This window comes from Prosthecobacter dejongeii (assembly GCF_014203045.1).
GTDB lineage: Bacteria > Verrucomicrobiota > Verrucomicrobiia > Verrucomicrobiales > Verrucomicrobiaceae > Prosthecobacter > Prosthecobacter dejongeii.
Genome location: NZ_JACHIF010000011.1, coordinates 82218 through 106568 on the forward strand (window position 1 = coordinate 82218; position 24351 = coordinate 106568).

21 protein-coding genes are annotated in these 24351 nt (G+C 54.2%); 8 read left to right on the forward strand and 13 right to left on the reverse strand.

The window, feature by feature from the left end:
* Positions 1-16 precede the first annotated feature (16 nt).
* The 7 genes from rpsG to HNQ64_RS20915 all read right to left on the reverse strand — a co-directional run bounded on the left by rpsG (position 17) and on the right by HNQ64_RS20915 (position 7857).
* Positions 17-490: a 30S ribosomal protein S7 gene (rpsG, locus tag HNQ64_RS20885; RefSeq protein ID WP_184212389.1), complete on the reverse strand. Its 474-nt coding sequence runs from the start codon at positions 488-490 to the stop codon at positions 17-19.
* Positions 491-542: 52 nt separating this feature from the next.
* Complete coding sequence (gene rpsL / locus HNQ64_RS20890; RefSeq protein ID WP_133797536.1) at positions 543-953, reverse strand: 30S ribosomal protein S12; 411 nt, start codon at positions 951-953, stop codon at positions 543-545.
* A gap of 564 nt (positions 954-1517) precedes the next feature.
* Positions 1518-1994 (reverse strand): Fur family transcriptional regulator, encoded by a 477-nt coding sequence (locus HNQ64_RS20895; protein WP_343075914.1) that lies wholly within the window; start codon positions 1992-1994, stop codon positions 1518-1520.
* A gap of 89 nt (positions 1995-2083) precedes the next feature.
* Positions 2084-3817 carry a lysine--tRNA ligase gene (lysS, locus tag HNQ64_RS20900; RefSeq protein ID WP_184212391.1) on the reverse strand — a complete coding sequence of 578 codons (1734 nt, stop codon included), beginning with the start codon at positions 3815-3817 and terminating at the stop codon, positions 2084-2086.
* 140 nt (positions 3818-3957) lie between these two features.
* Complete coding sequence (gene hemW / locus HNQ64_RS20905; RefSeq protein WP_184212399.1) at positions 3958-5061, reverse strand: radical SAM family heme chaperone HemW; 1104 nt, start codon at positions 5059-5061, stop codon at positions 3958-3960.
* A gap of 124 nt (positions 5062-5185) precedes the next feature.
* A complete protein-coding gene (gene rho / locus HNQ64_RS20910) occupies positions 5186-7090 on the reverse strand; it encodes a transcription termination factor Rho (RefSeq protein WP_221305522.1) in 1905 nt (634 codons plus the stop codon).
* A 17-nt stretch (positions 7091-7107) separates the two neighbouring features.
* Entirely contained in the window at positions 7108-7857 is a 750-nt protein-coding gene (locus HNQ64_RS20915) for a YebC/PmpR family DNA-binding transcriptional regulator (RefSeq protein WP_184212401.1), read from the reverse strand.
* A gap of 320 nt (positions 7858-8177) precedes the next feature.
* On the opposite strand from HNQ64_RS20915, the gene HNQ64_RS20920 reads away from it, so the two are divergent.
* From HNQ64_RS20920 to HNQ64_RS20930, 3 genes are all read left to right on the forward strand, one after another.
* Entirely contained in the window at positions 8178-10124 is a 1947-nt protein-coding gene (locus tag HNQ64_RS20920; protein WP_184212403.1) for an NAD(+) synthase, read from the forward strand.
* 147 nt (positions 10125-10271) lie between these two features.
* Positions 10272-11777: a peptidylprolyl isomerase gene (locus tag HNQ64_RS20925; RefSeq protein ID WP_184212405.1), complete on the forward strand. Its 1506-nt coding sequence runs from the start codon at positions 10272-10274 to the stop codon at positions 11775-11777.
* A gap of 26 nt (positions 11778-11803) precedes the next feature.
* Complete coding sequence (locus HNQ64_RS20930) at positions 11804-12145, forward strand: hypothetical protein (RefSeq protein WP_184212407.1); 342 nt, start codon at positions 11804-11806, stop codon at positions 12143-12145.
* Between the two features lie 46 nt (positions 12146-12191).
* On the opposite strand, the gene HNQ64_RS20935 is transcribed toward HNQ64_RS20930, so the two are convergent.
* Together HNQ64_RS20935 and HNQ64_RS20940 are read right to left on the reverse strand one after the other, a co-directional pair.
* Positions 12192-12572: a rhodanese-like domain-containing protein gene (locus tag HNQ64_RS20935; RefSeq protein WP_184212409.1), complete on the reverse strand. Its 381-nt coding sequence runs from the start codon at positions 12570-12572 to the stop codon at positions 12192-12194.
* Positions 12573-12658: 86 nt separating this feature from the next.
* Complete coding sequence (locus tag HNQ64_RS20940; protein WP_408004367.1) at positions 12659-13297, reverse strand: superoxide dismutase; 639 nt, start codon at positions 13295-13297, stop codon at positions 12659-12661.
* Positions 13298-13483: 186 nt separating this feature from the next.
* On the opposite strand from HNQ64_RS20940, the gene trmB reads away from it, so the two are divergent.
* Positions 13484-14074 (forward strand): tRNA (guanosine(46)-N7)-methyltransferase TrmB, encoded by a 591-nt coding sequence (gene trmB / locus HNQ64_RS20945; RefSeq protein ID WP_184212414.1) that lies wholly within the window; start codon positions 13484-13486, stop codon positions 14072-14074.
* A gap of 7 nt (positions 14075-14081) precedes the next feature.
* Here the strand turns inward: trmB and HNQ64_RS20950 are convergent, their stop codons facing one another.
* Together HNQ64_RS20950 and HNQ64_RS20955 are read right to left on the reverse strand one after the other, a co-directional pair.
* A complete protein-coding gene (locus HNQ64_RS20950; RefSeq protein ID WP_184212416.1) occupies positions 14082-14873 on the reverse strand; it encodes a hypothetical protein in 792 nt (263 codons plus the stop codon).
* Between the two features lie 30 nt (positions 14874-14903).
* Positions 14904-16319: a DUF1501 domain-containing protein gene (locus HNQ64_RS20955; protein ID WP_184212418.1), complete on the reverse strand. Its 1416-nt coding sequence runs from the start codon at positions 16317-16319 to the stop codon at positions 14904-14906.
* 444 nt (positions 16320-16763) lie between these two features.
* Here HNQ64_RS20955 and polA point away from each other — a divergent pair, with 444 nt between their 5' ends.
* The 4 genes from polA to HNQ64_RS20975 all read left to right on the forward strand — a co-directional run bounded on the left by polA (position 16764) and on the right by HNQ64_RS20975 (position 22763).
* Positions 16764-19658, forward strand: coding sequence for a DNA polymerase I (gene polA, locus HNQ64_RS20960; RefSeq protein WP_184212420.1), 2895 nt, complete (start codon positions 16764-16766; stop codon positions 19656-19658).
* Positions 19659-19704: 46 nt separating this feature from the next.
* The gene (locus tag HNQ64_RS20965) at positions 19705-20748 is read left to right on the forward strand and encodes a hypothetical protein (protein WP_184212422.1); all 1044 of its coding nucleotides are present in this window, start codon (positions 19705-19707) and stop codon (positions 20746-20748) included.
* 12 nt (positions 20749-20760) lie between these two features.
* Entirely contained in the window at positions 20761-22290 is a 1530-nt protein-coding gene (modA, locus tag HNQ64_RS20970; RefSeq protein ID WP_184212424.1) for a molybdate ABC transporter substrate-binding protein, read from the forward strand.
* A gap of 83 nt (positions 22291-22373) precedes the next feature.
* Positions 22374-22763 carry a rhodanese-like domain-containing protein gene (locus HNQ64_RS20975; RefSeq protein WP_184212426.1) on the forward strand — a complete coding sequence of 130 codons (390 nt, stop codon included), beginning with the start codon at positions 22374-22376 and terminating at the stop codon, positions 22761-22763.
* 527 nt (positions 22764-23290) lie between these two features.
* Here HNQ64_RS20975 and HNQ64_RS20980 read toward each other — a convergent pair.
* Positions 23291-23635 carry a DMT family protein gene (locus HNQ64_RS20980; protein WP_184212428.1) on the reverse strand — a complete coding sequence of 115 codons (345 nt, stop codon included), beginning with the start codon at positions 23633-23635 and terminating at the stop codon, positions 23291-23293.
* A gap of 8 nt (positions 23636-23643) precedes the next feature.
* Positions 23644-24348 carry a zinc ribbon domain-containing protein gene (locus HNQ64_RS20985; RefSeq protein WP_184212430.1) on the reverse strand — a complete coding sequence of 235 codons (705 nt, stop codon included), beginning with the start codon at positions 24346-24348 and terminating at the stop codon, positions 23644-23646.
* Positions 24349-24351 lie beyond the last annotated feature (3 nt).

Here is a 24351-nt window from a genome sequence, read left to right on the forward strand (position 1 = left end):
ATGGGAATAACCGCGATTAGAAGCGGAAGTGAGCGAACGCGCGGTTGGCCTGAGCCTGCTTATGAACGTCGTCACGCTTACGGACTGCGGAACCCTGCCCAGTGGAGGCTTCCTTGAGCTCATTTGCCAGCGCACGGTGCATTGGGACACCCTTGCGACCACGAGCATAACCAACAATCCAGCGCATGGCCAGAGACTCAGAGCGAGACTGATTCACTTCCAGAGGAACCTGGTAAGTAGCACCACCCACGCGGCGAGCTTTTACCTCAACCTTAGGCTTAGCGTTTTCGATCGCACGATTGAAAAGATCCAAAGGATCAATGGAATCGGTTTTCTCATTCAGCTGCTCGATGGCTGCATATACAATGCGCTCAGCGAGAGACTTTTTGCCGCTCTGCATGACGCGGGCAATGAGGTGAGCCACAAGCTCGCTATCATAGCGAGAGTCTTTGTGAACAGGCTTGTCGTAAACGCGTTTTCTGCGGGCCATAACGGGTAAGGGGACGAGGTGGGCTTAAAGGAGGGGTAAATTCAACGAAGGCTTACTTCTTGCCTTTGGCAGGAGCGGCAGCAGCAGCACCCTTCTTCGGACGCTTAGCACCATACTTGGAACGGCCACGACGGCGCTTGTCCACACCCAAGCAGTCCAGAGTACCGCGAACAATGTGATAACGAACACCCGGCAAATCCTTCACACGACCACCGCGAACCAGCACGATGCTGTGTTCCTGGAGGTTGTGGCCTTCACCACCGATGTAAGCGATAACTTCGAAGCCGTTCGTCAGGCGAACTTTGGCAACCTTACGCAAAGCCGAGTTTGGCTTTTTAGGCGTGCGGGTCATGACCTGAAGGCAAACGCCGCGACGCTGCGGGCAGCTTTCAAGCGCAGGCGACTTCGACTTCACCGCTTTATCTTTGCGGCCGTGTCTGACGAGTTGATTGATGGTGGGCATGGTCTGAAAAATATTCCGTTCCTTGATGGCCGCAGAGGGCATGGAATCAGAAGAAGACAGTGCAACCACCCTCAAGAGGGTTTAGCACAGTGTTTTTCCGGTTCACTGCTCCGATAGCAAAGACTCACTCTCGTGAATCATTAGCCAGCACTCACGGGGAGTGCTTGGGCCGGGGAGCGGGCACTTTGGGTTAGATCCTCTTTTGTGCAAGATCTTTTTCATGTCTTTGTGAAGTTTTTCACAAGTAATTGTCTAGGATAACTTAACAAATGCGCCACTTCCACAGTTCTTATGGATTCACTGAGTCTTGAAGTGCTTTTTGTTATTCCCTTCCCCAATCCCTGTAAAATGGGCATTCCAGCCGCACCCGCCAAATGTAGACATGCAAGAAACACCCAATATTCAGGTTTTCGTGGCCAAGATGACAATGGCCAGAAGCTCTGAGTTATTGACACTAAAATTAGGTTAGGCGGACTCATTGCTCTCCCCTTCCCTGCCCGATTACAACAAAGCCACCTCTGTTCGAGATGGCTTTGATCCGCCGAAAACTGTCTCAGAAGCCTTTTATTGGGCGCAATCTGGGCACTGACCGAAGAACTCCAGTTCATGGTAAAGCTTTTTGAAGCCGGATTTTTTAGCGATTTGCTTTTCCAGCGCCTGAACTGGGCAGGAAATATCCAGTTTTTCGATTCTGCCGCAGTCATTGCAGATCAAGTAATCATTATGCTCACCAGGAAGAATCATCGTGTAATAGGCCGCGCGATCATGCAGGCCTAACCGACGGATGAGGGTGCGTTCCTCCAGCTTCATGAGCAGTCGATAGACGGTGGCTTTATCCGCACCACTGCCCAGGTGCTCAGACTCGGCGATATCCGCCAGCGTCAGCGGTTGACAGGCGTGGATGAGGATGGAGAGCACATCCTCCAAGGCTTTTGTGCGGCGTAGCCCAGATTCACGGGCACGCTCCATGGAGTCACGCAGGAGCTTTTCCGGTTCCAGGCGCACGCAGCCGTCGTGGTGGTGATGATGGTGTTTGCTCACGATGCTTTTGGTTATCTCTACAGCTCCGTCTAACGCCAAGTTAAACCTTGGTGACGATACGATCAATCGCCACCAAGGAGAATCAATGGTTAGTCAGCTTTACGCTTCAACTGAGGGAAAAGGACCACATCACGAATGCTTTCGGCCCCAGTCAGCATCATAATGAGGCGGTCAATGCCAATGCCGATGCCCCCTGCTGGCGGCATGCCGTGCTCCAGAGCCAGAATGAACTCTTCATCAATCTTCTGGATCTCTTCCCCGGCTTGGTGCTCCAGGCGCTGACGCTGGACGATGGGGTCGTTCAGCTCCGAATAACCGGGGCTGATTTCCTGGCCATTGATCACCAGCTCATAGACATCCACCACGGAGTCATCTGCCGTGTTCTGCTTGGCCAGTGGCACCAGTTCCTTGGGCACGTGGGTTACGAAGAGTGGGTTAAAGCTTTTTTCCTCCACAAGCTTTTCAAAGATCTTTTGATCCAGCTCATAGTGCTCATCTCCGGCGTGGATCTCATGCACACCCAGGCCCTGAGCGCGCGCCACCTTAGCCTCCTTGCTGAGGCTAAACCAGTCATCCCCCACCGCACCTTTGATGAGGTCGCGATAAGGTGTGCGCTTCCAGGGACGGCTGAGGTCAATGAAAGCGTCTTCGCTAAGGGTGTCCAACTTGGCCAGCATGGCGTCAAAGAAACCCTTTTGCCCAGGATTCAGATCGTTTTCACAAAGGCCTAAGAAGCGGCCCAACTCGGTCCTTGCGGTTTGAGCGATTGCAGAGGCTTTTTCATGATCCAGTTCATTGAGAGCCTTGTGGGCCATGGCAATGACGGCCTGGAACTCTGCATTCGCTTCGGCAGAAAGCACGAGGGAATGCTCCTGAACAAGCCGAGGAATCATGAACAGAATGGCGCGGATTTCCGTGACGCGATTGCGCTTGATTTTGAGGCCCCCACAGAATTTCTCCGCCAGGTGGCAGACGAGGCTTTCCACCAGATCGGCCATCTGCTCGAAATCAGAGTAGGCCCAATAGGCCTCGAGCATGGTGAACTCTGGGTTGTGACGGCGACTCACGCCTTCGTTGCGAAAGTTGCGATTCAGTTCATACACCTTGGTGAAACCACCCACGAGCAGCCTTTTCAGATAAAGTTCTGGAGCGATCCGCAGGTACATTTTCTGGTCCAGCGCATTGAAATAGGTCTCAAAGGGTCTGGCAGCGGCGCCGCCTGGGACGTCCTGCATCATCGGAGTCTCCACCTCGAGGAAATCGCGTCCGTTGAGGAAGCTGCGGATTTCCGCCACCATCTTGCTGCGAGTCACAAAGATTTCACGGCTCTGCTCATTAGAAATCAGGTCCAGGTAACGTTGGCGATACTTGATCTCGCGATCAGCAATGCCATGCCATTTGTCTGGCAATGGACGGAGGGCCTTGCTCATCGGTGTGAAAGTCTTCACGTGGATAGAGTTTTCTCCCTTTTTGGTGACAAAGCTCAGACCCTCAATGGCGACAAAGTCACCAATGTCAATCTGGTGGACAAAGAGGTCGTAGGCTTCATCACCCACATCGTTTTTACTCAGGTAGCACTGGATGCGACCAGTAATGTCACCAATATCAAAGAAGGTGGCTTTGCCCATCTGGCGGCGAGAAAGAATGCGGCCTGCGATGCGAACATCCAGCCCCTCCGTGAAAGTTGCCTTTAGAGTGCCTGGAGCATGAGTCACATCAAACTTGCCACCGAAGGCTGCAATGCCACGTTTCTGGAGCTCCTCCAGCTTGTGACGGCGAAATTGAAGCAGCTCGGATTCGGTATGTTCAGGGGCAGGTTGCATGGTCAGACGAATAATAGGGCCGTGTCTTTAACTGATTTGCAGCCGTTTACCACTGCAAAACCACATTCGCAGCCGCGTGGAAGTGTGGAGAGCTGGGCAAAATCCCACTTTAAACTCAGATCAAAGCTCCTTCGTCCACTCTAACCCATAAGGGCTACGGCGATGGAATCCACCAGCGGCTTGCCCTCACGAGTGAGGATGATGTGACCGTTTTTGAGAATGAGCAGGCCTTCATTTTCCAGGGTGGCCAGCATGCGTTCTTGCTCAGGCTGCACCAGTTCAGTGGGGAGACCACGGATGGTGCGTAGCTCCAGGCCAAAACGCTCGGTGCGGCGACGGTCTTCAGTCAATTCTTCCCCAGGTTGCGCGGTCCCCTGCCCCGCCTGGATGAGCTCCATGTAGCGAGCCGTGTCAGGGATGTTCTGCCAGCGCTGACCTGCGGCTGTGGAGTAGGCACTGGGGCCCAGGCCCAGGTATTCCTCGCCTAACCAATAACTCTCATTGTGGATGGAGCGGAAACCAGGCTTTGCGTAATTGCTAATTTCGTAATGCTGATAGCCAGCAGCTTCTAGACGATCCAGCGCTCGATAAAAAAACTCGGCATCGCGGCCTTCATCTTCTTGATATTGACCTTTGCGGAGGCGCTGGAAGAACTCCGTGTCCTCCTCGTAGTTCAGATTGTAGGCCGAGATATGGTCAGGCTGGAGGGAAATAGTTTTTTCCACCGTTTCCGTCCAGGTTTGCAGGCTCTGCCCAGGTATCGAGAACATGAGGTCAAGGCTGACGCTGTCAAAACCGGCTCCGCGCAAAAGTTGGTAGGTTTCCTCGGCATCCGCTGGGGCATGATCGCGCCCCAAGATCTTCAGCGTCGGCTCATCCCAGGCCTGGATTCCGAGACTGATCCGGGAAACGCCCTGGCTGCGCATCATGGCGGCTTTGCTCGCGGTAATGGTGCGCGGATTTACCTCGCTGGTGTATTCTGTGACACGGGAGAAATCGAAAATCTCTCGCAACCCCGAAAGCAAACGCTCCAAATGTTTTTCGCTCAGTGCCGTAGGCGTGCCGCCGCCGAAATAGACGGTGCGGAGATCTAGCTCACGGAGGGCCTGCTCGCGGCGTGCTTCAGCCAGCACCGCTTCAACAAACCCTGCCATGTCCGTATTGCCGTGCTGATGCTTGTAAAAAGAGCAGTAGGGGCAGATGCGGTGGCAAAAAGGAATATGGACGTAGAGGTGCTGAATCACGGGCCTGCAACTATGGCATAAAAAGAAGGAGAGCGTGAGAAAAAGACATCGCTTACGCCCTAACGAAACGGACCCAGGTTTTCACCTGGGTCCGCGGACATTCATTCAGCCAAAACGGTCAGAGCTAACTCTTGTTGGGTAGATCCACCAGCATCTGCGCATTGCTCGGGTAGCGCTCCATGAGAGTCAGTACGCGCTGAATGGCATCAATCGGCTTATGCCCGGCGAGGCCACGGCGCAGCATGTGAATCTTGTCCAGTTGGAAGGGTTGTAGCAGCAGTTCTTCACGGCGAGTGCCCGACTTGAAGATGTTCACGGCGGGATAATAAAATTGTTCGGCAATTTTACGATCCAGTACCAACTCCATGTTCCCAGTGCCTTTAAACTCCTGGAAAATGAGGTCGTCCATGCGACTGCCCGTTTCCACCAAGGCGGTGGCTAGAACGGTGAGGCTGCCTGCCTGACGAGTATTTCGCGCAGCAGCAAAGAGACGACGAGGAATCTCCATGGCCCCTACGCCCATACCACCACTCATGGTGGCACCGCCCTGCTTGGCGTTATTAAAGGCACGCGCCAGACGGGTGATGGAGTCCATGAGCATGAACACATGCTCACCGCATTCCACTAGGCGCTTCGCACGCTCCACCGCAAAAGCGGCAATGCGGGTGTGGCTCTTGATGTCCTGATCGTTCGAGCTGGCATAGATTTCCGCCTTCGGCAGGATGCGCTTGAATTCAGTCACTTCTTCAGGGCGCTCATCCACCAGCAGGATCATGAGATGCATGCCAGGATGATTGGCCACGACGGCTTCAGCGATGTGCTGGAGCATGGTAGTCTTACCCGCACGTGGGGGAGCCACGATGAGGCCACGCTGCCCACGTCCCACGGGGGTAAACATGTCAATCACACGTGTGGTTAGGCGATCTTTGGTCGTCTCAAGTTGAATCTTTTTGGTCGGGTTCGTTGCCTTCAGTTCTTCAAATAAAGGCAGGTCGCGCATGGCTTCAGGCGCACGTCCGTTCACTTCGGCGACAGAGGTGATCTGAAGCCCACGTTGGCCCTTTTGGGCCACACCCTTGACCTGCATGCCCTCACGTAGGCCATACTGGCGGATGAAATCTGCTGAAATGAAGGAATCATTTGGGTGCTGGATAAACATCCGGTCACGCTGACGCAGGAAACCATAGCCTTTGGGCGTCAATTCCAAGATACCATCGGCAGGCTCAGGTGGGCCCAGCGGGATTTCAGAAGGACGATTGCGATCTTCATCGCCTCCAGCTTGAACTTCCTGATTCTGATGACGCGGCTGCGGCGCATAGGGCTGGCCATTGCCTCCATTGGCCTGCTGACGAGCGATTTTCTCCTGGCGGAAGCGTTCACGACGCTCCTTCCAACGCTCGAATTTAGACTTGCGGCGTTCTCCAGGTTGTCCATCCCCAGGCTGACCGTTAGACTCCCCTCCAGGGCCGCGCGGAGCCTGCTGGTTTTCATACGGGCGCTGGTGCTGCCGTGGGGCCACAGACTCGGGCTGAGCCACTGGGGGATTTTCGATTGGGCGGGAGGCAACAGGTGCCTCCTCGATAACGGGCTGAGAGGCCTCGACCACCGCCGGAGCAGGCGCGGGAGCCTCGACCACCGGAACTTTCGCTACAGGGGCTTCCACTGGCGTCTCAGCCTCAGCCGCTTGCATTTGAGCCAGCATTTCAGCCGCCTTTTTCAGCACCGCAGATTTGCGTGCAGGCTTGGCCTTTTTAGTGGCAGGAGCTTCGCTAGCAGGAATCTCGACCACCGCCGCTGGCACAGAGACTTGCACAGCTTCCACTTCAGCCGGGGCCTGTGCCTCCTTGACCTTAGCTGCCTTTTTAGCAGGTACTTTTTTCGCCGCGACACTTTTGGTTGGAGCTTCTTTCACCGCCACCGCTTTGGTCGGGACTTTCTTCGCGGCCGCCTTTTTCGCAGGTGCTTTTTTGGCTCCCTTGGCAGGTTTGGATTCTTTGGCAGACAGATCGAGCAGGAGTTCTTCGCTCATGGTTTTTTCAAAATTGGTTAGGACAGTTCATCGGCGATCTCATCGGCGATTTCGAAGTTTGCGTGCACGTTCTGGGTATCGTCGTAGTCGTCGAGGACGTCGTAGAGCTTGATGATGGAGCGGCCCAGCTCGACATCCGTGATGGTCACCGTCGTGCTGGGTTGATAAATGAGGTTCTGTGACTTTGTCGCCACACCCTTCTCACGCAGCGCGCTGGCCACCTGGAAGGTTTGTTCAAAAGTGGTGTAGAGGATCCATTCATCCCCATCGTCCTGGACATCGTCAGCGCCCGCTTCCAGCGCCAGTTCCGTCACGGCATCCTCCGTGAGAGAGCCTTTTTCCATGCGGATCTCACCGCGGCGAGTGAACATGTAAGCCACGCTGCCAGCATCGGCAAAGGTACCTTGGTTTTTACCAAACAGCACTCGCAGATCATTGGCCGCCCGGTTGCGATTGTCAGTCACGACTTCCACCATCAGCGCCACGCCACCCGGGCCGTAGCCTTCATAAGTGATTTCTTCAATGGCTGCGCCTTCAAGCTCGCCCACACCTTTTTTGATGGCGCGTTCGATGTTGTCATTCGGCACGTTCGCCGCGCGTGCAGCCAAGATGGCGGAACGCAGGCGGGCATTTAGATCGGGGTTGGAGCCGCCATTCTTCGCGGCTACGGTCAGCTCCTTTGAAAGTTTGCTGAAAACCTTGCCACGCTTCACGTCCACCACGGCCTTGATGTGCTTGACCTTGGACCACTTGTTATGTCCTGCCATGTTGCGATGTCTGGGGTTGGGGGAAAAATGGAAGGGTGCTCCGGCGCTTCGCGGGCGGCGGGTCCCGTTCGGGAGGAATGAATGAAAATGATCAAGAGCGGCCTTGCCGCGGTGTCTGCTCTGAAACAAGCCTAAGCCCGTTGCAGGAAAGGATTTCATGAGCCTTGGCTTTTTGAAATCACAGCTCCAATCGCCGGAGCAGTCACCAGTGTTCACCTGGTTGAGAGAACCAGGAACGACTTGAGTGTGCTGGAGAGCAGGCCGGGATGCAAGGTGTTTTTTCTTCGATGCCGGATGATGGAGTCGTGTTATCATCTCACATGCCCGATCAAACCCCTTCTCTCTGCCCTTGTGAACAGCATGGTTTTGTACGCGTCGCCACGGTGTCCCCAGAGCTGAAATTGGGCGATGTGGGTGCCAATGTGGCCATGCTACGCAAAGAAATGCAGCATCTAGCAGGCCAGGGCTGCCGCCTCATCGTTTTTCCTGAACTCAGTCTCACAGGGTATTCTTGTGCAGATCTTTTTTACCAGCGCAGCCTCCAGCAGCAGGCACTGGCAGGGGTCAAACAACTTGCAGAAGCCAATGCTGGCCTGGGGTGTTGCGTCGTTGTAGGCCTGCCCCTAGCGGTTCAAAACCGATTATACAACGTTGCCGCCGTTATCGCGGACGGTGAAATCCTCGGTTTTGTGCCGAAAACTTTCTTACCCAATTCGGGCGAATTTTATGAACGGCGCTGGTTTTCACCGGCCACCACGCTCACGGACACCCATACCGAGGGAGATGGCATCCCCATCGGCGCAGACTTGCTCTTTGAAGCAACTGATCTGCCTGGCTTCGTTCTAGGCGTGGAGATCTGTGAAGATCTCTGGACAGTGATCCCCCCTTCCAGCCATGCCGCTCTGGCCGGGGCCACGTTGCTTGCCAATCCATCTGCCAGCAATGAAGTGCTGGGTAAATTCACTTACCGCCGCCAGCTCATCACTCAGCAAAGCGCACGCTGCCTCGCGGCCTACATTTACGCCAGTGCGGGTGCTGGGGAGTCGAGCACGGACACGGTTTACTCAGGCCACGGTCTCATCGCTGAAAATGGTTCTTTGTTGGGCGAGACGGAGCGTTTCGCTTTTGAAACCCGAGTCGCCATCGCTGATGTGGACCTCCAGCGTTTGGAGCATGAGCGAGTGCGCAGTACAGCATTTAGGGACGCCCCTGCGACGCAGTCATATTCACGCATCACTTTTAATTTAGGGGAGCCCGCAGCTCAAACAGGCGCAGCTTTGCAACGCCCCCTATCTGCCCACCCCTTTGTTCCACCCGCAGGGGCCGATCGCAAAGCCGTGTGTGAAGAGATCTTTGCCATCCAGGCCACTGCGCTCGCCCGCCGGCTGCGCCAAACCCGCAGTAAGACAGCCGTGCTCGGCCTGTCGGGAGGATTGGATTCTACCCTTGCGCTTTTGGTGATGGTGGAGGCACTGAAACGTGCCGGGATGCCGAAGGAAGCAGCTTTAACGGTCACCATGCCCGGCTTTGGCACCACCGCCCGGACCAAAGGCAATGCAGAAAAACTGGCTGAAGCACTCGGCATACAGCTTCGTACCATCAGCATCGCCGCAGCCGTGGAGCAGCACTTCAAGGACATCGGCCATCCTCCTGGGCTCCATGACATCACCTATGAAAATGCCCAAGCGCGTGAGCGCACTCAAGTGCTCATGGATGTGGCTAATCAAACAAGTGGCATCGTCATTGGCACCGGTGATTTGTCTGAATCGGCCCTGGGCTGGTGCACCTTCAATGGTGACCACATGTCCATGTATCATGTCAACGCAGGTGTGCCCAAGACCCTGGTGAAATACCTCATCCAATGGTGTGCCACAGAACTGTATGCCGCTGAGGCAGGCACTATTTTACAAGACATCATCGATACTCCCATCTCCCCCGAGCTGCTACCTTTAGCGGCTGATGGCAGCATGGAGCAAAAGACGGAAGACACGGTGGGCCCTTATGAACTGCATGACTTCTTCCTCTTCCACTTCATCCGTCATGGCTGTGATCAGGCGAAGATCCGTTTTCTTGCGCTCCAGGCCTTTGATGGAAAATATTCGTCTGAGTTGGTGGATAAATGGTTAGCCACCTTCCTACGCCGGTTCGCCCAGAGCCAGTTTAAGCGGTCTTCCATGCCAGATGGCCCGAAAGTGGGTTCGGTGGCCCTGTCTCCAAGGGGAGATTGGCGCATGCCTAGCGACTATGCGGGTAGCTTGCGAGTATGATTTAACCGCCTAGGTTCCCTCTCTGGAGGCCTAGGCGGGCATCGTATTGGCCTATTATCTCCTGTTGCAGCACATCTGGGCTACTTTTCCGGTTGCCGTCTGAGGGCCAGCGGCTTACTTGCGCGCCCGTTTCACATTCCGCCAGCCATGCTTGAATTTTTCCGCCGCCATCGTGGTGCCTTCCTCATCACCGTCACCGTGATCATCATCATCAGCTTCTCCGTTTGGGGTGGCTGGAAAAGTGGCCGCGAAAGCCTGGAGGCCCAGCCGACCGATACCGCCTTTACTATCTACGGGCGTAACTACACCATCGCCGAAGCACAGCGCCTGGGCCGCCGCATGCAGATGATTTACAATTTGCAGATGTTCGAACTGCTGAGCCTCTCCCGCATCGGCTCCCAGGAAGACCAGAACAATAACATCGTCATCAACCAGCTCATTCTTCAACATGAGATGGAACGCCTGGGTATCCACCCAAGCGATGCCGAGGCAAAAGAAGCCATGAAGAAGCTGCCGACCTTCCAGGAAAATGGGGCCTTCAGCGCAGAGCGCGCTTACAATGTGGAGCAAATGCTGGCGGCCAATGGCTTCAATAGCTCGGACCTGCTGGAAATCGTCAAGCTCAGCATCGGCTTCAGCAAACTGCGTGACCTCATCGGTAAAAACTATGCCGCCAGCCCCCTGGAGGCTGAAAAAGCCTACGCGAGCGAATACCAGACACTCAAGGTCAACACGCTGAGCTTCAGCCTGGAAGACTTCAAAAAAACCGCCGTGGTCAAGGACGAAGAGATCCAGAAATACTACGACGAGAAGAAAGAAAGCTACAAGTCTGCGGGCAAGCGCGCCATCAGCTACGTGTACTTTGAAAATCCAAAAGCAGACGACAAGAAGTCTGCTGAAGATCGCAAAAAAGAAGAGTCTGCCGTGGTGGACCGTGTGAATAAATTTAATGACGCGAGCATCCTGCCTGCCGCCAAGTTTGACGACATCGCCAAAACTCAAAAAGAAACCGTGCTGAAGGCTGACCTCTTCACTCAGGACGCTCCTCCAGAAGCCCTCAAGGCTGAAAAGGAACTCGTAGAAGCAGTTTTCGCTCTGAATCCTGAAGTGCGCCCTATTAGCGACCCCATCAAAGGCAGCAATGGTTACTACATTTTCTCTGTCACCAAGTCCGAAGAACCCAAACAGCAGGAGCTGGCAGAAGTGAAGGAGAAGATCAAAGAAACTCTCGTGGCCCAGAAAGCCCAAGAAGCCCTCACCAAGGCTGCCAATGATGCCCGCACCGCTCTTGCTGAAGGCCTGAAGGCAGGCAAGAAAATCGAAGATCTGGCTAAGGACAAAAAACTTACCCTTTCCCCTCTCACAGACATCACCGTGGCAGAACCTGCTATGGAAGTAGCCAGCAGCAACCTCATCGCTGGCCAGGCCCGTGATACCGCTGCCGGTGAACTATCCAAGGTCATTGATACCGAAACAGGCTCCCTCCTGGTCTATGTGAGTGCCAAGGAACTGCGCAAGCGCGACGACAGCAAAGCCCTGCGTGAAAACATGAGCAATGGCCGCGCCGACCAGGAGCGCACACGTTTGTTTGACGCTTGGTTCTCCCGCCGCCGCGAAGAATCGAAGCCCAAAATGCTCATCACCCAGGCTTAATCGCCTGATGGAGGGACCGTAGAACCATGAACGACACGATCCCTCTCGAAGATTTGTTTGATGAAGCCAACGGTCATTTGGCCGTTGGCGAACTGGAAGAAGCCATTGTCATTTATCGGCAATGTGTGGCCCGTGACCCTCAGTTTTTCGATGGCTGGCAGGCCTTAGGAATGGCTCTTCTCAAGGTCAATGAGGTGAAGGAAGCCATCGGCGCTGGACTCATGGCTACCACGTTGAAGCCCAATGATCTCCTCGCCTGGACTGGGCTGTCCCAGATGTACGTGCGCAACGGCCAAATCGCCGAAGCCGAAGATGCCAAGGGCAAAGCCCGAATTCTGTCTCTGGGTGGCAAAGTGGCGAAAGAATAACAGGGGAATATCCCCTGCTCTCCAGCGCCGCTAAACCGCAGTAGGCTTATTTTTCCACGGGTTTATCCGCTTTCACCCAATCGGCCATGCCGCCATCCAGGTGGTAAATCTCAGTGAAGCCAGCCTGTTCGAGCTTTGGCAATGAACGCGTGCTGCGCCCTCCTGCTTGGCAATGAACCAGCACAGGTTTGGTTTTATTCGCCGCCTCCAGTTTCTTCACAAAGTCTTTGGAGAGGATATCCACATTTGTGGCTCCTTTGATGTGGCCCTCTTTGTATTCCTCTTCGGTGCGCACATCCAGCACCGTCACTTTGCCTTCAGCCACCAGTTTGGCGGCCTTCTCAGCATCCACATGTTTCACTTTGTCTTCAGCAAATCCAGCCAAAGGCAGGACACAAAGCGCGGCGATAAAAGACAGACGTTTCATAAAATAAGCGATTCTGGAAATGAAAGGGATGAAAAATGAAACGGGCTGTGATTTCACTCACAGCCCGCAAAAATCAGACCGATGGATTAGGCCTTAGCGGCTTCGTAGCCTTTGGCCACCGCCGTCCAGTTCACCACATTCCACCAGGCCGTGATGTAATCTGGGCGCTTGTTTTGATACTTGAGATAATAAGCATGTTCCCAAACATCCAATCCTAAAATAGGCGTGCCCAGATCCGCGTCTGGTACCAGCCCCTTCATGAGTGGATTGTCCTGATTCGGCGTAGAGGTCACAGCCAGTTTGCCGTCTTTCTTCACGATCAGCCAGGCCCAGCCTGAGCCAAAACGCTTCGTCCCAGCTTCTCCGAAGAGTTTTTTGAAGTCATCCAGACTACCAAAAGTGCTTTGGATCGCTTCGCCCAGCTTACCCTCAGGGGCGCTCGGGCCACTGCCTGCTGGGGCCATCCACTGCCAGAACCAGGTATGGTTTACATGTCCACCACCATTGTTGCGAATGGCAGCCAGAGAGTCCGCAGGGACTTTAGAAAGATCGGAAATCAGTTCCACGATGTTACGGGTCTGGATCTTGGCCGTTTCTAAGGCTTTGGTCAGATTGGTGATGTAGGCCACATGGTGTTTGCCAAAATGGATGTTCATCGTGGTGGCATCAATGTGCGGCTCCAGGGCCTCAGCAGGATAAGGCAGTGCAGCCTGCTCTAAAGTGATGACTGAGGCGGCCTGGGCCCCCGTGGAAATGAGCGAGCCTGCAACGGCGGCCCCCGTAGTGGTGATGAAAAAGCGGCGGTTCATGATAAACGAATCAATCTCAGGGTTCAGTGGCCAGTGACTTTTGTCACTCGCATACGGATTACGTTGCATGGCGGCGAAAGTCACGGCTGATTTGTATTCGTAATGTCCCTCTTCATCCCGCCTGATTATTTTCGAGAACTTGATACCCGTGAAATCTTTCCCAATCCCGCCCGCGCTCTGGAGGTAGAACTGGGTTGTGGCGATGGCACCTTTTTGGTTGGCATGGCACAGGAGTATCCTGAGCGAGATTTTCTCGGTGTGGAAAGAATGTTGGGCCGAGTCTCCAAAACCAGTCGCAAGATCAATCGTGCGGGCTTGACCAATGCCCACGTCATGCGCCTAGAAAGTGGCTACACCACCGGGTGGCTCCTGCCGACAGGAGGCGTATCTCGCCTGCACTTGCTGTGTCCGGATCCCTGGCCCAAAAAGCGTCATGCCGCACGCCGTCTGGTTAATCAGGAGGAATTCCTCAGCGGTCTCGCCCGCATCTTGAAGCCAGGGGGCGAGTTTCTCCTGAAAACCGATGACCAGGTGTATTTTGAAGATGCCCTCGCCAGTCTGGGCGCACGCCCTCAATTTGAGCGACTGGATTGGCCTGAGAATGCCTTTTTTTATCCCACCACTGATTTTGAGCAGCATTGGCTGGAAAGCGGTCGGCAGATCCATCGCGCGCGATGGAGAAGAGTTAGCTGAGGTTCATTCACTGAAGTGTATTGATGCCTTTCTCTAGCCCATGCATCATGGGCTCGATGAAGCGATACCCCTGAGGCAGCTCGATACGTGCCAGTTCCCCCACTTCGGTGAAGTACCAGCGTACCTCTTCGAGCTGCATCACCTCCAAGGTGACGATGTAACAGCGGCGTTGCTTGCCCGCCAGATCCATCACACCTTCACGCGCCGTCAGCGGCACCGACTTCGCTTGTTCTTGGACCTTGGTGAGTTGGTTCAGCCAATCATAGTCTCCCCCCAGAGTGCCCTTCACCGCCATCAGCGTCTGCACAAACTGGGTATTCATCACCAATTGACCGTCTTTTTTCACCTCCATGGCAGGTAATTTATCGCCTTCTTTCCAGACCACCGTGGCAAAGAGATTGGCCGATGTAGATTTAAACTCCAGATCCAGGCTGCGCCAGCGCTCACCATCGGTCAGCTCCCCACTCAATCTGTAGGTGATGTCATGGACCACTTTACCCTCATCGGGCAATTCCAGAGAGCCACTAGCCAGGACGGAATAGACTGCCGGCACGGCATGCTCTTCGTCCTTCCGGATGGTGAAGGTGGTATGACCGATCTTTTCCTTTTCGTGATAAAGGTGCAGCGTGTTGTTAAACGCAGCGGCCTCGGCCAAAAACAAGTCAAAGACAAAACTTGGCGGCACCACGGCAAATCTCGACTGATCGGGAAAGTAAGTATCCCGAATCAGCAGCCCCATCATCGCAGCCCAAAATAGCACAATGATGGCCGATAATATGCGCCACAGCATGAATGACATACTGATGCCAAAGCCACCTGGATGTAAAGATCAGGCGATCAGCTTCTTCACTAAATTTCCAGCCACCCCCGTCAGGCGAACATCCAGCCCCTGGAATTTCACCGTCAGTCTTTTGTGATCAATGCCGAGCAAATGCAGCATCGTGGTGTGCAGATCGTGCACATGCACCACATCTTCCACCGCACGATACCCAAGCTCATCCGTCGCTCCATAGCTAAAGCCCGGCTTCACACCGCCACCTGCCATGAAGACATTAAAGGCTAGAATGTGGTGATCCCGCCCCGTCCCTTGCCCCATCGGCGTACGGCCAAATTCCCCGCCCCAGAGGATCAGCGTATCGTCCAGCATCCCGCGCTGTTTCAGGTCCTTGATCAGCGCTGCCGTCGCCTGATCCACATCCTGCGCTGAGGTTTTCATTCCCTCTACAATGCCACCATGGTGATCCCAGGCGCGGTGGTAAAGCTGGATCATTCGCACCCCTCGCTCAGCCATGCGTCGGGCTAACAAACAGTTTGATGCGAAGCTACCATCACCCGGCTCTTTTACCCCGTAGAGATCCAAGATGTGTTGCGGTTCGCTTTTCACATCCGTGAGTTCCGGCACGCTGGCCTGCATCTTGAAGGCCATCTCATACTGAGCGATGCGAGTCTGGATTTCCGGATCCAATTTCTCTTCCATGAGCATGCCATTCAGCCGCTGGATCTCCTCCACCACCTGTCTCTGCGTGCTCTGGCAGACGCCATCAGGGCTGCCCAAGTAATGCACAGGCTGCCCCTTCGCCTGAAACTGAATTCCTTGATACTTGCTGGGCAAAATCCCTGCCGACCACTGCCGAGCGGAGACTGGCTGCTGCCCCGTTTTTCCTGCCGAAGTCAGCACCACAAAACCCGGCAGGTCACTCGTCTCACACCCCAGCCCATACAGCAGCCAGGAGCCCATGCTGGGCCGCCCCTTAATGATGCTGCCGGTATTCATGAAGGCATGAGCCGTGTCATGATTGATCTGCTCCGTCTGCATCGAGCGCACGATGCAGAGATCATCCGCTACACTCCCGATGTGGGGAAACAGTTCTGAAATCTCCTGGCCACTTTGCCCCCACTTTTTGAACTCACAAAAAGCTCCACGCGCCTTCAGTTCAGCCCCTTGGAGCTGCGCCAGTTGCTGTCCCTTGGTAAAGGATTCTGGAAAGGCCTTGCCATCCAGTTCTTTCAACTTCGGCTTCCAGTCAAAAGTCTCCAAGTGTGAAGGTCCACCCGCCATGCAGAGAAAAATCACCCGCTTGGCTTTTACCTGAGTGTGAGGTTGCCACATCGCTCCCGCCACCCCACCCAACGCCTGAGGTGTCAATCCCGCCAGAGCCATCCCTCCCAAACCATAGGCCGACTGCGTCAAAAACGCGCGTCGATTTACATTGAGAGCATGGGTCGTAGGGTCAAAAGTGTTCATGCAGTTGGAGACAAATACGTCTCAGCATACCCTGCCCTTACCTGCGAAAGCCAGCCTTCCTTGATGGAGATTTCGCGCATGCTGATCAACTCATAAGCGGGTCCGTTTCCATGTGAGGAAACGGACCCCCTTAAAAAAAGCGGCTTCACGTGCAGTCACGCAGGAAAAAGAGCACGAGAAGAATGGGAACGGGAATACCGATCAGCCACAAAAAGATCCAGCCAATTTTACCCGATTCACGAGGGCGATGCATTGAGGTTTTCATAAACAATTCCTTTCTGGTTGGTTACTCTGTCACCCAGAATTCGGATGAAGCCCTCACCCCAGCCCTGTTTTTTAACTCTGTTATGATCTTACCTCGCTTCTTTTTGAGCACCATCTTCCGAGATCATCCTCCTAGCCTTTTCACTTCACCCCGGCCTCATTCGCGCTAGGCTCACCCCAATGTCCAAACGTCTCTTTCTGCTCGATGGCATGGCGCTGCTCTATCGCGCCCACTTTGCTTTCATCAAAAATCCCATTCGCACCAGCGACGGGCTGAATACTTCTGCTCTCTACGGCTTTACCAACACCTTGCTCGATATCATCAAGAGCTGGCAGCCCACTCACTTGGCTGTGGTGTTAGACACATCTGCCCCCACACCACGCCACGAGATTTTTCCGGAATATAAAGCCCAGCGCGAAGAAATGCCGGAGGATCTCTCCCTGGCTATCCCCCAGATCCATCGCCTGTGCGCAGCCATGAACGTCCCATTGCTCACCCGAGATGGATATGAGGCCGACGACATCATCGGCATCCTCGCCAAACGGTCCGAAGGTAAGGATTTCGAGACTTACATGGTCACTCCAGACAAGGACTTTGGTCAGCTCGTCTCCGACTCGGTGAAGATCTACAAACCCGGCCGCCAGGGCAGCGATGTCGAGATTCTAGGTGTGGCTGAAGTCTGCGCGCGCTGGGGCATCGAACGGCCCGAGCAAGTGGTGGACATTCTGGCACTCATGGGAGATGCAGTGGACAACATCCCCGGCATCCCTGGCTTTGGTGAAAAGACTGCCACCAGCCTCATCCAGCAATACGGCAGCCTAGAAAACCTCATTGCCAACGCAGGTAAACTCAAAGGTAAACAGAAGGAAAAGGTGGAGCAAAATGTGGAAAAGGCCATCCTTTCCAAACAGCTCGCCACCATCATGCATGATGCACCGCTGGAGGTGGAGCTCGACTCCCTAGGCGTCAAGAGTCACGATGACGAAGCCCTGAAAGCCTTGTTCACCGAGTTTGAATTCAACTCTCTAGGCAAGCGTCTTTTTGGCGATGAGTTTAAAGCTGGGCGAGGGCGCCAACTAGCCAAAGACACCCCTTCCACAGCCACAGCCGCGAGCGATCTCTTCTCCATGGAGGAAACCACGCAGCAGACCTCGCACAACCTGCGCACACTTGCCGATACGGAGCATAAATATCATCTGATTCGTACCCCAGAAGAACGCCGCGACTTCATCTCCCAGCTACAAGCTCAGCCACGCTTTTGCTTTGACCTGGAAACCACTTCGCTGGATCCACGCGACACTCAGATTGTTGGCATCGCTTTCTCTTGGCAGGCTAATGAGGGCTGGTTTGTCCTCTTCCCTCGAGACCCAGCCGAAGCAGCCTCGGTACTCGAGGAGTTTCGAGGTATCTTTACCTATACAGCTCCAGCGCTGGAGGTGACCGATGCACCCTGGGATGGTGGCGATACCACAACCACAGCACAGCCAGCCCCTGAATCTGGCGTTGAGAAAATCGGGCATAACCTCAAGTTTGACCTCAGTGTCATGCTCGCTCACGGGCTAGAAGTAGCAGGCCCCTTCTTTGATACCATGCTCGCTCATTCATTGATCGAGCCTGATCAGCGCCACGGCATGGATTACCTAGCCGAGTCCATGCTAGGCTACACCCCAGTGCCCATCACGGCTCTCATCGGCACTGAGAAAAATGATCTCTTTAGCCAAGCCACCATGGCAGATGTCGCCGAGGCAGATCCACAAAAGATCACTGACTATGCCGCGGAAGATGCGGATGTGACCTGGCAACTCGCTGAAAAACTGCGTGCACTGCTGCCCCAGCATGGAGCCGAGCGGGTGTTTTATGAAATCGAATGCCCGCTATTGCCCGTGCTCACTCGCATGGAAAATCGCGGAGTCGCCATTGATGTGCAGGCCCTGCGGGAATTTGGCCTGGAACTGGAAAAGCGGGCCAATGACATGCACCATCGCATTCAGGAAATGGCGGGAGGCCCCTTCAATCTCAACAGCCCCAAACAGCTCGGCGAGATCCTTTTTGAAAAACTCAAACTGACCGACAAACCGAAGAAGACCGCCACGGGTCAATACCAGACAAACGAGCAAGTATTGCAATCCTTGTTAGGACTGCACCCCATCATTGCGGATATTTTGGAATACCGCGAAGTGACCAAACTGAAGAACACCTATGTGGATACCCTCCCGGGCACGGTTTCTAAAGTGACCGGGCGTGTACACACCACCTTTCATCAGCTCATGGCCGCCACCGGACGCATGGCCTCCAGCAATCCGAACCTGCAAAATATCCCCATCCGCTCCGATTCGGGCAAGGAGATCCGCAAGGCCTTTGTCCCTGGCCAGGAAGGCTGGGTGCTGCTGAGCGCCGACTACAGTCAGGTGGAGTTGCGCGTGATGGCCGCCCTCAGTGAAGATGCCGCGATGATCGAGGCCTTCCAAAACGGTCACGACATTCATCAAGCTACTGCGGCGCGCGTGTACGGCGTCACCCTGGATGGCGTGCTGCCTGAAATGCGCCGTACGGCAAAGATGGTCAACTTTGGCATCATCTATGGCATCAGCGCCTTTGGTTTATCCCAGCGCCTCGGCATCCCTCGGGGTGAGGCCGCCACCATCATCGAGAACTATTTCAAGCAGTTCCCGGGCATCCACCAATACATGGAGCAGATCGTTAAAGACGCGAAACGTTACGGTTATGTGGAGACGATCACAGGCCGCCGTCGCATCATTCGTGATATCGCCAGTGGCAACGCCAGTGTCCGTGGTGGGGCTGAGCGCATGGCCATGAACACACCGATCCAAGGCACTGCCGCAGACATGATCAAACTCGCGATGATCAACGTGGACAAAGCCCTGGAAAAAGCCGGACTGAAAACCCGCATGCTGCTCCAGGTGCACGATGAACTCCTCTTTGAAGTCCCCGAAGCAGAGGTGGAACAAGCCAAGTCCCTCATCCTCAAAGAAATGAGCCATGCCCTTACCCTGGGAGATGTCCCCGTCGGTGTGGAGGCAGGCACTGGCCAAAACTGGCTGCAAGCTCATTGACCTAATGCAACTTTAACCGCCATCCATTCGTTGACGCCACAGACTCATGCTTACCCGCCTGTTCATCATTGGCCTCACGCTCGCAGCATCCACCGCCTGTGCTTGCACTATTCCGGTGTTTCGTTATGCGTTGGACCGCTGGGAGGCGGATAAGTTTCATCTCGTTTTACCGCCTTCGGTTACCCAAGATGCCAGCGTCAGTGATCTGCTGCGCCCACTCAGAGCCAACGGGAAAGCCAACCTAGACATCACCACCGCTGCCACAGCCACCACCGCAGAGCTCAAATACTCCCGTGAAAGTGACCGCCCAGTTTGGGCCGGCCAGCTCGATTCAGCGAGTCTCGCCACTCTTCTGGACTCCCCTGCCCGCCAGCAACTGCTAAAGCAGATCCTCGCGGGAGATTCCGTGATCTGGGTCATCGTTCAGGGCAGAAGCGAGGCTGATAAGACCGAGGCTGACCGCATCGAAAAACGTCTTCGCTTCTTGGAACAAGTCGCTGCTCTGCCGGTCCAAAACCCCAATGATCCTGATAGCCAGCTGGGCCCAGGCCCCCCACTGCTGCTAAAATTCACCACGCTGCGTCTCCAACGAGATGACCCAGCCGAGCAGACACTCATTCAAATGTTGGCAGGTCCCCAGGGAAAGGTAGATCCAGCCTCCACCAGCTTTGCCGCCGCCGTTTTTGGTCGGGGGCGTGTCCTTGGGGCCTGGCCTCTGGTTGATCTAGATGATGCCTCGCTGGAAGATGCCTGCATGTTCCTCGTGGGCCGCTGCTCATGCCGAATGAAAAACGAAAATCCAGGCTGGGACATCCTCATGAATGTGGATTGGGAAAAAGCGCTAGCGGCAGCCAAAGAAAGTGGGGCCAGCCCCTCACTACAAGTTGAACAGAAAGTCTCTCCGTCCCCTCACGTTACGGTTACCACCAAAGCTGCCACAGCCCCACCGCCTGTTTCCAAAGATATCAATGCGTGGATCGGGCTTCCCATGGATGACACCTATGTTGTTGGACTCGATAAGCGTGCTCTGGCTGGCATTGCGGCTGCGGCCCTGGCAATCATCGCCATATTCCTTCTGCGTAAAAAGTAATCACTGTCTCTTATGTCTCGGAAACTCATTGCCGCCTTGCTCCTAGTCGCCGCAGGGGCCCTGGTTCTTTACAGCCTGCGCTCGGGCAGTCGTGCAGCGGCACCGACGCTTACCGTGTATTGTGCTGCAGGTTTAAAGAAACCTGTCGAAGCTATCGCCGCACAATATCAAAAGGAGTTAGGCGTCTCCGTTTCCCTTCAGTTCGGCGGTTCAGGGACCTTGCTTACTCAGCTTCGAGTGGCTAACCGAGGGGACATTTTCATCGCTGCAGACGAAGGCTCTTTAGCAGATGCCCATAAGATGAAGGTGACGCGCGAAGTCCTTCCCTTAGCCATTCAGCACCCCGTCATCGCAGTGGCCAAAGGCAACCCCAAGAACATACGCACTCTAGCCGATCTAGAAAAGCCAGACGTGCGGCTGGCCCTCACCAACCCCGAGGCTGCCAGCATCGGTAAGGTCACCCAAAAGTTGCTCGGCCCACGCTGGGAAAACCTGGTCCAAAAAGCCGCCGTCATGAAACCCACCGTCACCGAGGTCGCAGCAGACACTCAGTTAGGAGCCGTAGATGCCGCCCTCGTTTGGGACAGCGTTTTAGCCCAGTTTAAAGATCTCGAAAAAGTGGAGGTTCCAGAGCTTTCGAATCACGAAGAAAAAGCCAGTGCAGCGATCCTCAACAGCGCCGCATCTTCTACTGAGGCCCTTAAATTCGCCAGATATATGGCAGCCCCTGATAAAGGTGGCCTCATCTTTAAAACGTTAGGCTTTCAGCCAGCAGGAGGAGACAAATGGGCAGCTAAACCCGAACTCATTCTTTATAGCGGTGGTGTCAATCGACCCGCCATTGAAAAGCTTGTGCAGGACTTCGCCACCCGTGAAGGCATCAGCATCACCACCGTTTTTAATGGCTGTGGCATCCTCTGCGCGGCCATGAAAACCATGGGTGACAGCACCAGTCCCAAGTTCCCCGACGTCTATTATGCCTGTGATGTTTGCTTTGTCCCACCTGTAGCCGAACACTTTCCAGAAGCGGTGTTGCTAACAGAAGCCCAAATCGTCATTGCCGTGCCGAGAGGCAATCCCAAAAACATCCGCACCCTGGCAGATCTCGCCCAACCAGGCCTTCGCGTCGGCCTTTGCAATGCCGAGCAATCCACGCTCGGTTTCATGACTCAGGGAATTTTGAAGTCCATGAATCTCCTGGAGAGCGTTAGCAAAAACGCATCTAGCCAAGTTCCCACCGGCGATTTTCTCGTCAATCAACTCCGCACTGGTTCCCTAGATGCGGCCATCGTTTATCAGATCAACATTCAGAATCAGTCCCAGCAATTCGACGCCATTCCTCTACCGGCGGACAAAGCGAAAGCGGTTCAACCCTTTGCCGTTCGAGCCAATTCCCCTAACAAACAACTCGGCCACCGAATGCTCCTTTGGTTACAAGAAAATCAAAAGAGCTTCACCGATGCCGGTTTTGTTTGGAAAGGTAATACCCCAGCCATCAAAAGCAGCGAGATTGAAGTCCCCGAATGGCTAAAACAGAAGTGAGCGAAGAGTTGCAGCGCACGTGGATCATGAAGATGTTATCGCTAATCATGCGCCTTTTTTTGCTATCGCTCAGTTTCTGTCTCATGGCTTGCAAGCCTCCATCCATCGCCCCTGCGGCAGTGGAACCGCCAGCTGTCCTTTTGCCAGACAGTGTGCAGCCATTAACCCCTGCTGAAACAGCCACTTGGATCACCACTCATCCTGGTGCTTTGATCCTGGATCTCCGGATGCCGGAGGAAGTCACTCGTGAAGGCAAACTTACGGGATCTCAAAACCACGATTACCTCCAACCCTCCACGACAGAATACCTATCAAAACTAGATCGCCGTAAGCCCTACCTTTTGTATTGTGCCATCGGCGGCCGCTCCACCCGTGCTGCTGTGCAAATGCAAAACCTAGGTTTCACACAACTTTTCATTCTCAAAGGTGGACTTAATGCTTGGCTTACCGAAGGCCGCGAAGTCATCAAGTAGGTGTGGTTGTCAGCCCCTGCGGAGACATCATTCAAACCTCGCCCAACTGAGCTGCCCCACCAGGTTGCACCTGGAGCCATTCGTTCTACTTCGCGATCTAGCTTTTCAGTTCAACCTTCTTGCCTAATGGACTTTAAAAAATTCCAGTCTAGCAATCCAGCCTGCCGTTTATTGACGAAAGCTTGTGGCCACGGCTCCGCAACGTAGAGACATTTTTCACCTTTCCGATCACAATCACGATAAGTCCAAAATTCGTTTTCATCGAGCCTGAATCCGTCGCGCATCTCCCCATGGTAACACTGGACAAAGCCACTGTCACCAAACGACCAAGAACTAGACCGCTCGCTTTCGGCTACGCTCTAAAGGTTAGGCGATCCCCAGATACGGAAAACGAGGTGAAAGCCACGCCCCTAACCGAAAGCACGAAAAAGAATCGTCATGCTTTCAGGTTACTAGATTCACTATTCCGCTCAGCCACTAGACCGACTGATTTCAGGCAACAGTGATTCTACTACCGAGTGCCAAAACTACTTTCTGAAAATGAAATAAACCGCACCACACATGCAACAAGCCGCCCACAGATAATCCCATTTCAAAGGCTGTTTCATGTAGAAGAATACAAATGGCACAAACACCGTCAGCGTAATCACCTCTTGGATGATTTTGAGCTGAGGCAGATTCAATGCGGTGCTACCGATGCGATTCGCTGGCACCTGCAGCACATATTCAAAGAAGGCAATCCCCCAACTCAGTACCGCAGCGATGAACCACGGCTTGGCCTTCATATCCTTGAGATGGGCATACCAAGCGAAAGTCATAAAAACATTCGCCACAGAAAGAAGACAGACGGCTTTAACGATCGCCCAGTTCATAAGCTTTTTTATTCCACCAAATACAAGATGCGGCCACAGCTTTCACACTGGGTCATAAGCTCTCCTGCACGAAGTTGCTGCACGGTACCCATCACTACTTTCATGTGGCAGCCTCCACAGATACCGTTGGTCAAAGCAACCACTGCGGAGTCACCTTTTTTGTTAAACAAGCGGTCATAAAGACTGAGAGTTTCGGGTGCCACGGGCTCGGCCAGCGTTTTGCGTTCAGCCTCTTCACTTACCAAGCGAGTTTTTACCCCTTCCGCACGGACGGCCAAAGATTTTAAATCTTCATTCACACGCTCCTGGGTCACCGCCAGTTTAGCCTGTGCTTCTTTCAAAACGGCTTTGGCAGCTTCCAGCGCTTCCATGTGCTCCAGCTCCGTATCCTCCAAAGCGTGAACGTCACTTTCGTAGCGTTTGATCTCATGCCCTAAGGCCTGGAATTCATCATTCTTTCGAGTCTCAAACTGCTGGTCGTGCAGACGTTTGATGGAGTTTTGACGAGTGGCAATGTCCAGCTCAACCCCTTTGATTTTCACTTCGATTTCTTTAGCCCGCTGATTGGCCGCCTCGACGGCAGCTAAATCACCCGCAAGCTGCATTTTGGCCATCGCCTCATTTTTGGGAATGTCTTTGAGCTCTTTCTGGAGGGCGCGGATACGCTGGTCTCTCTGCTGCAGTTTGATCAGTTGGGTTATTTCTGGAAGCATCTC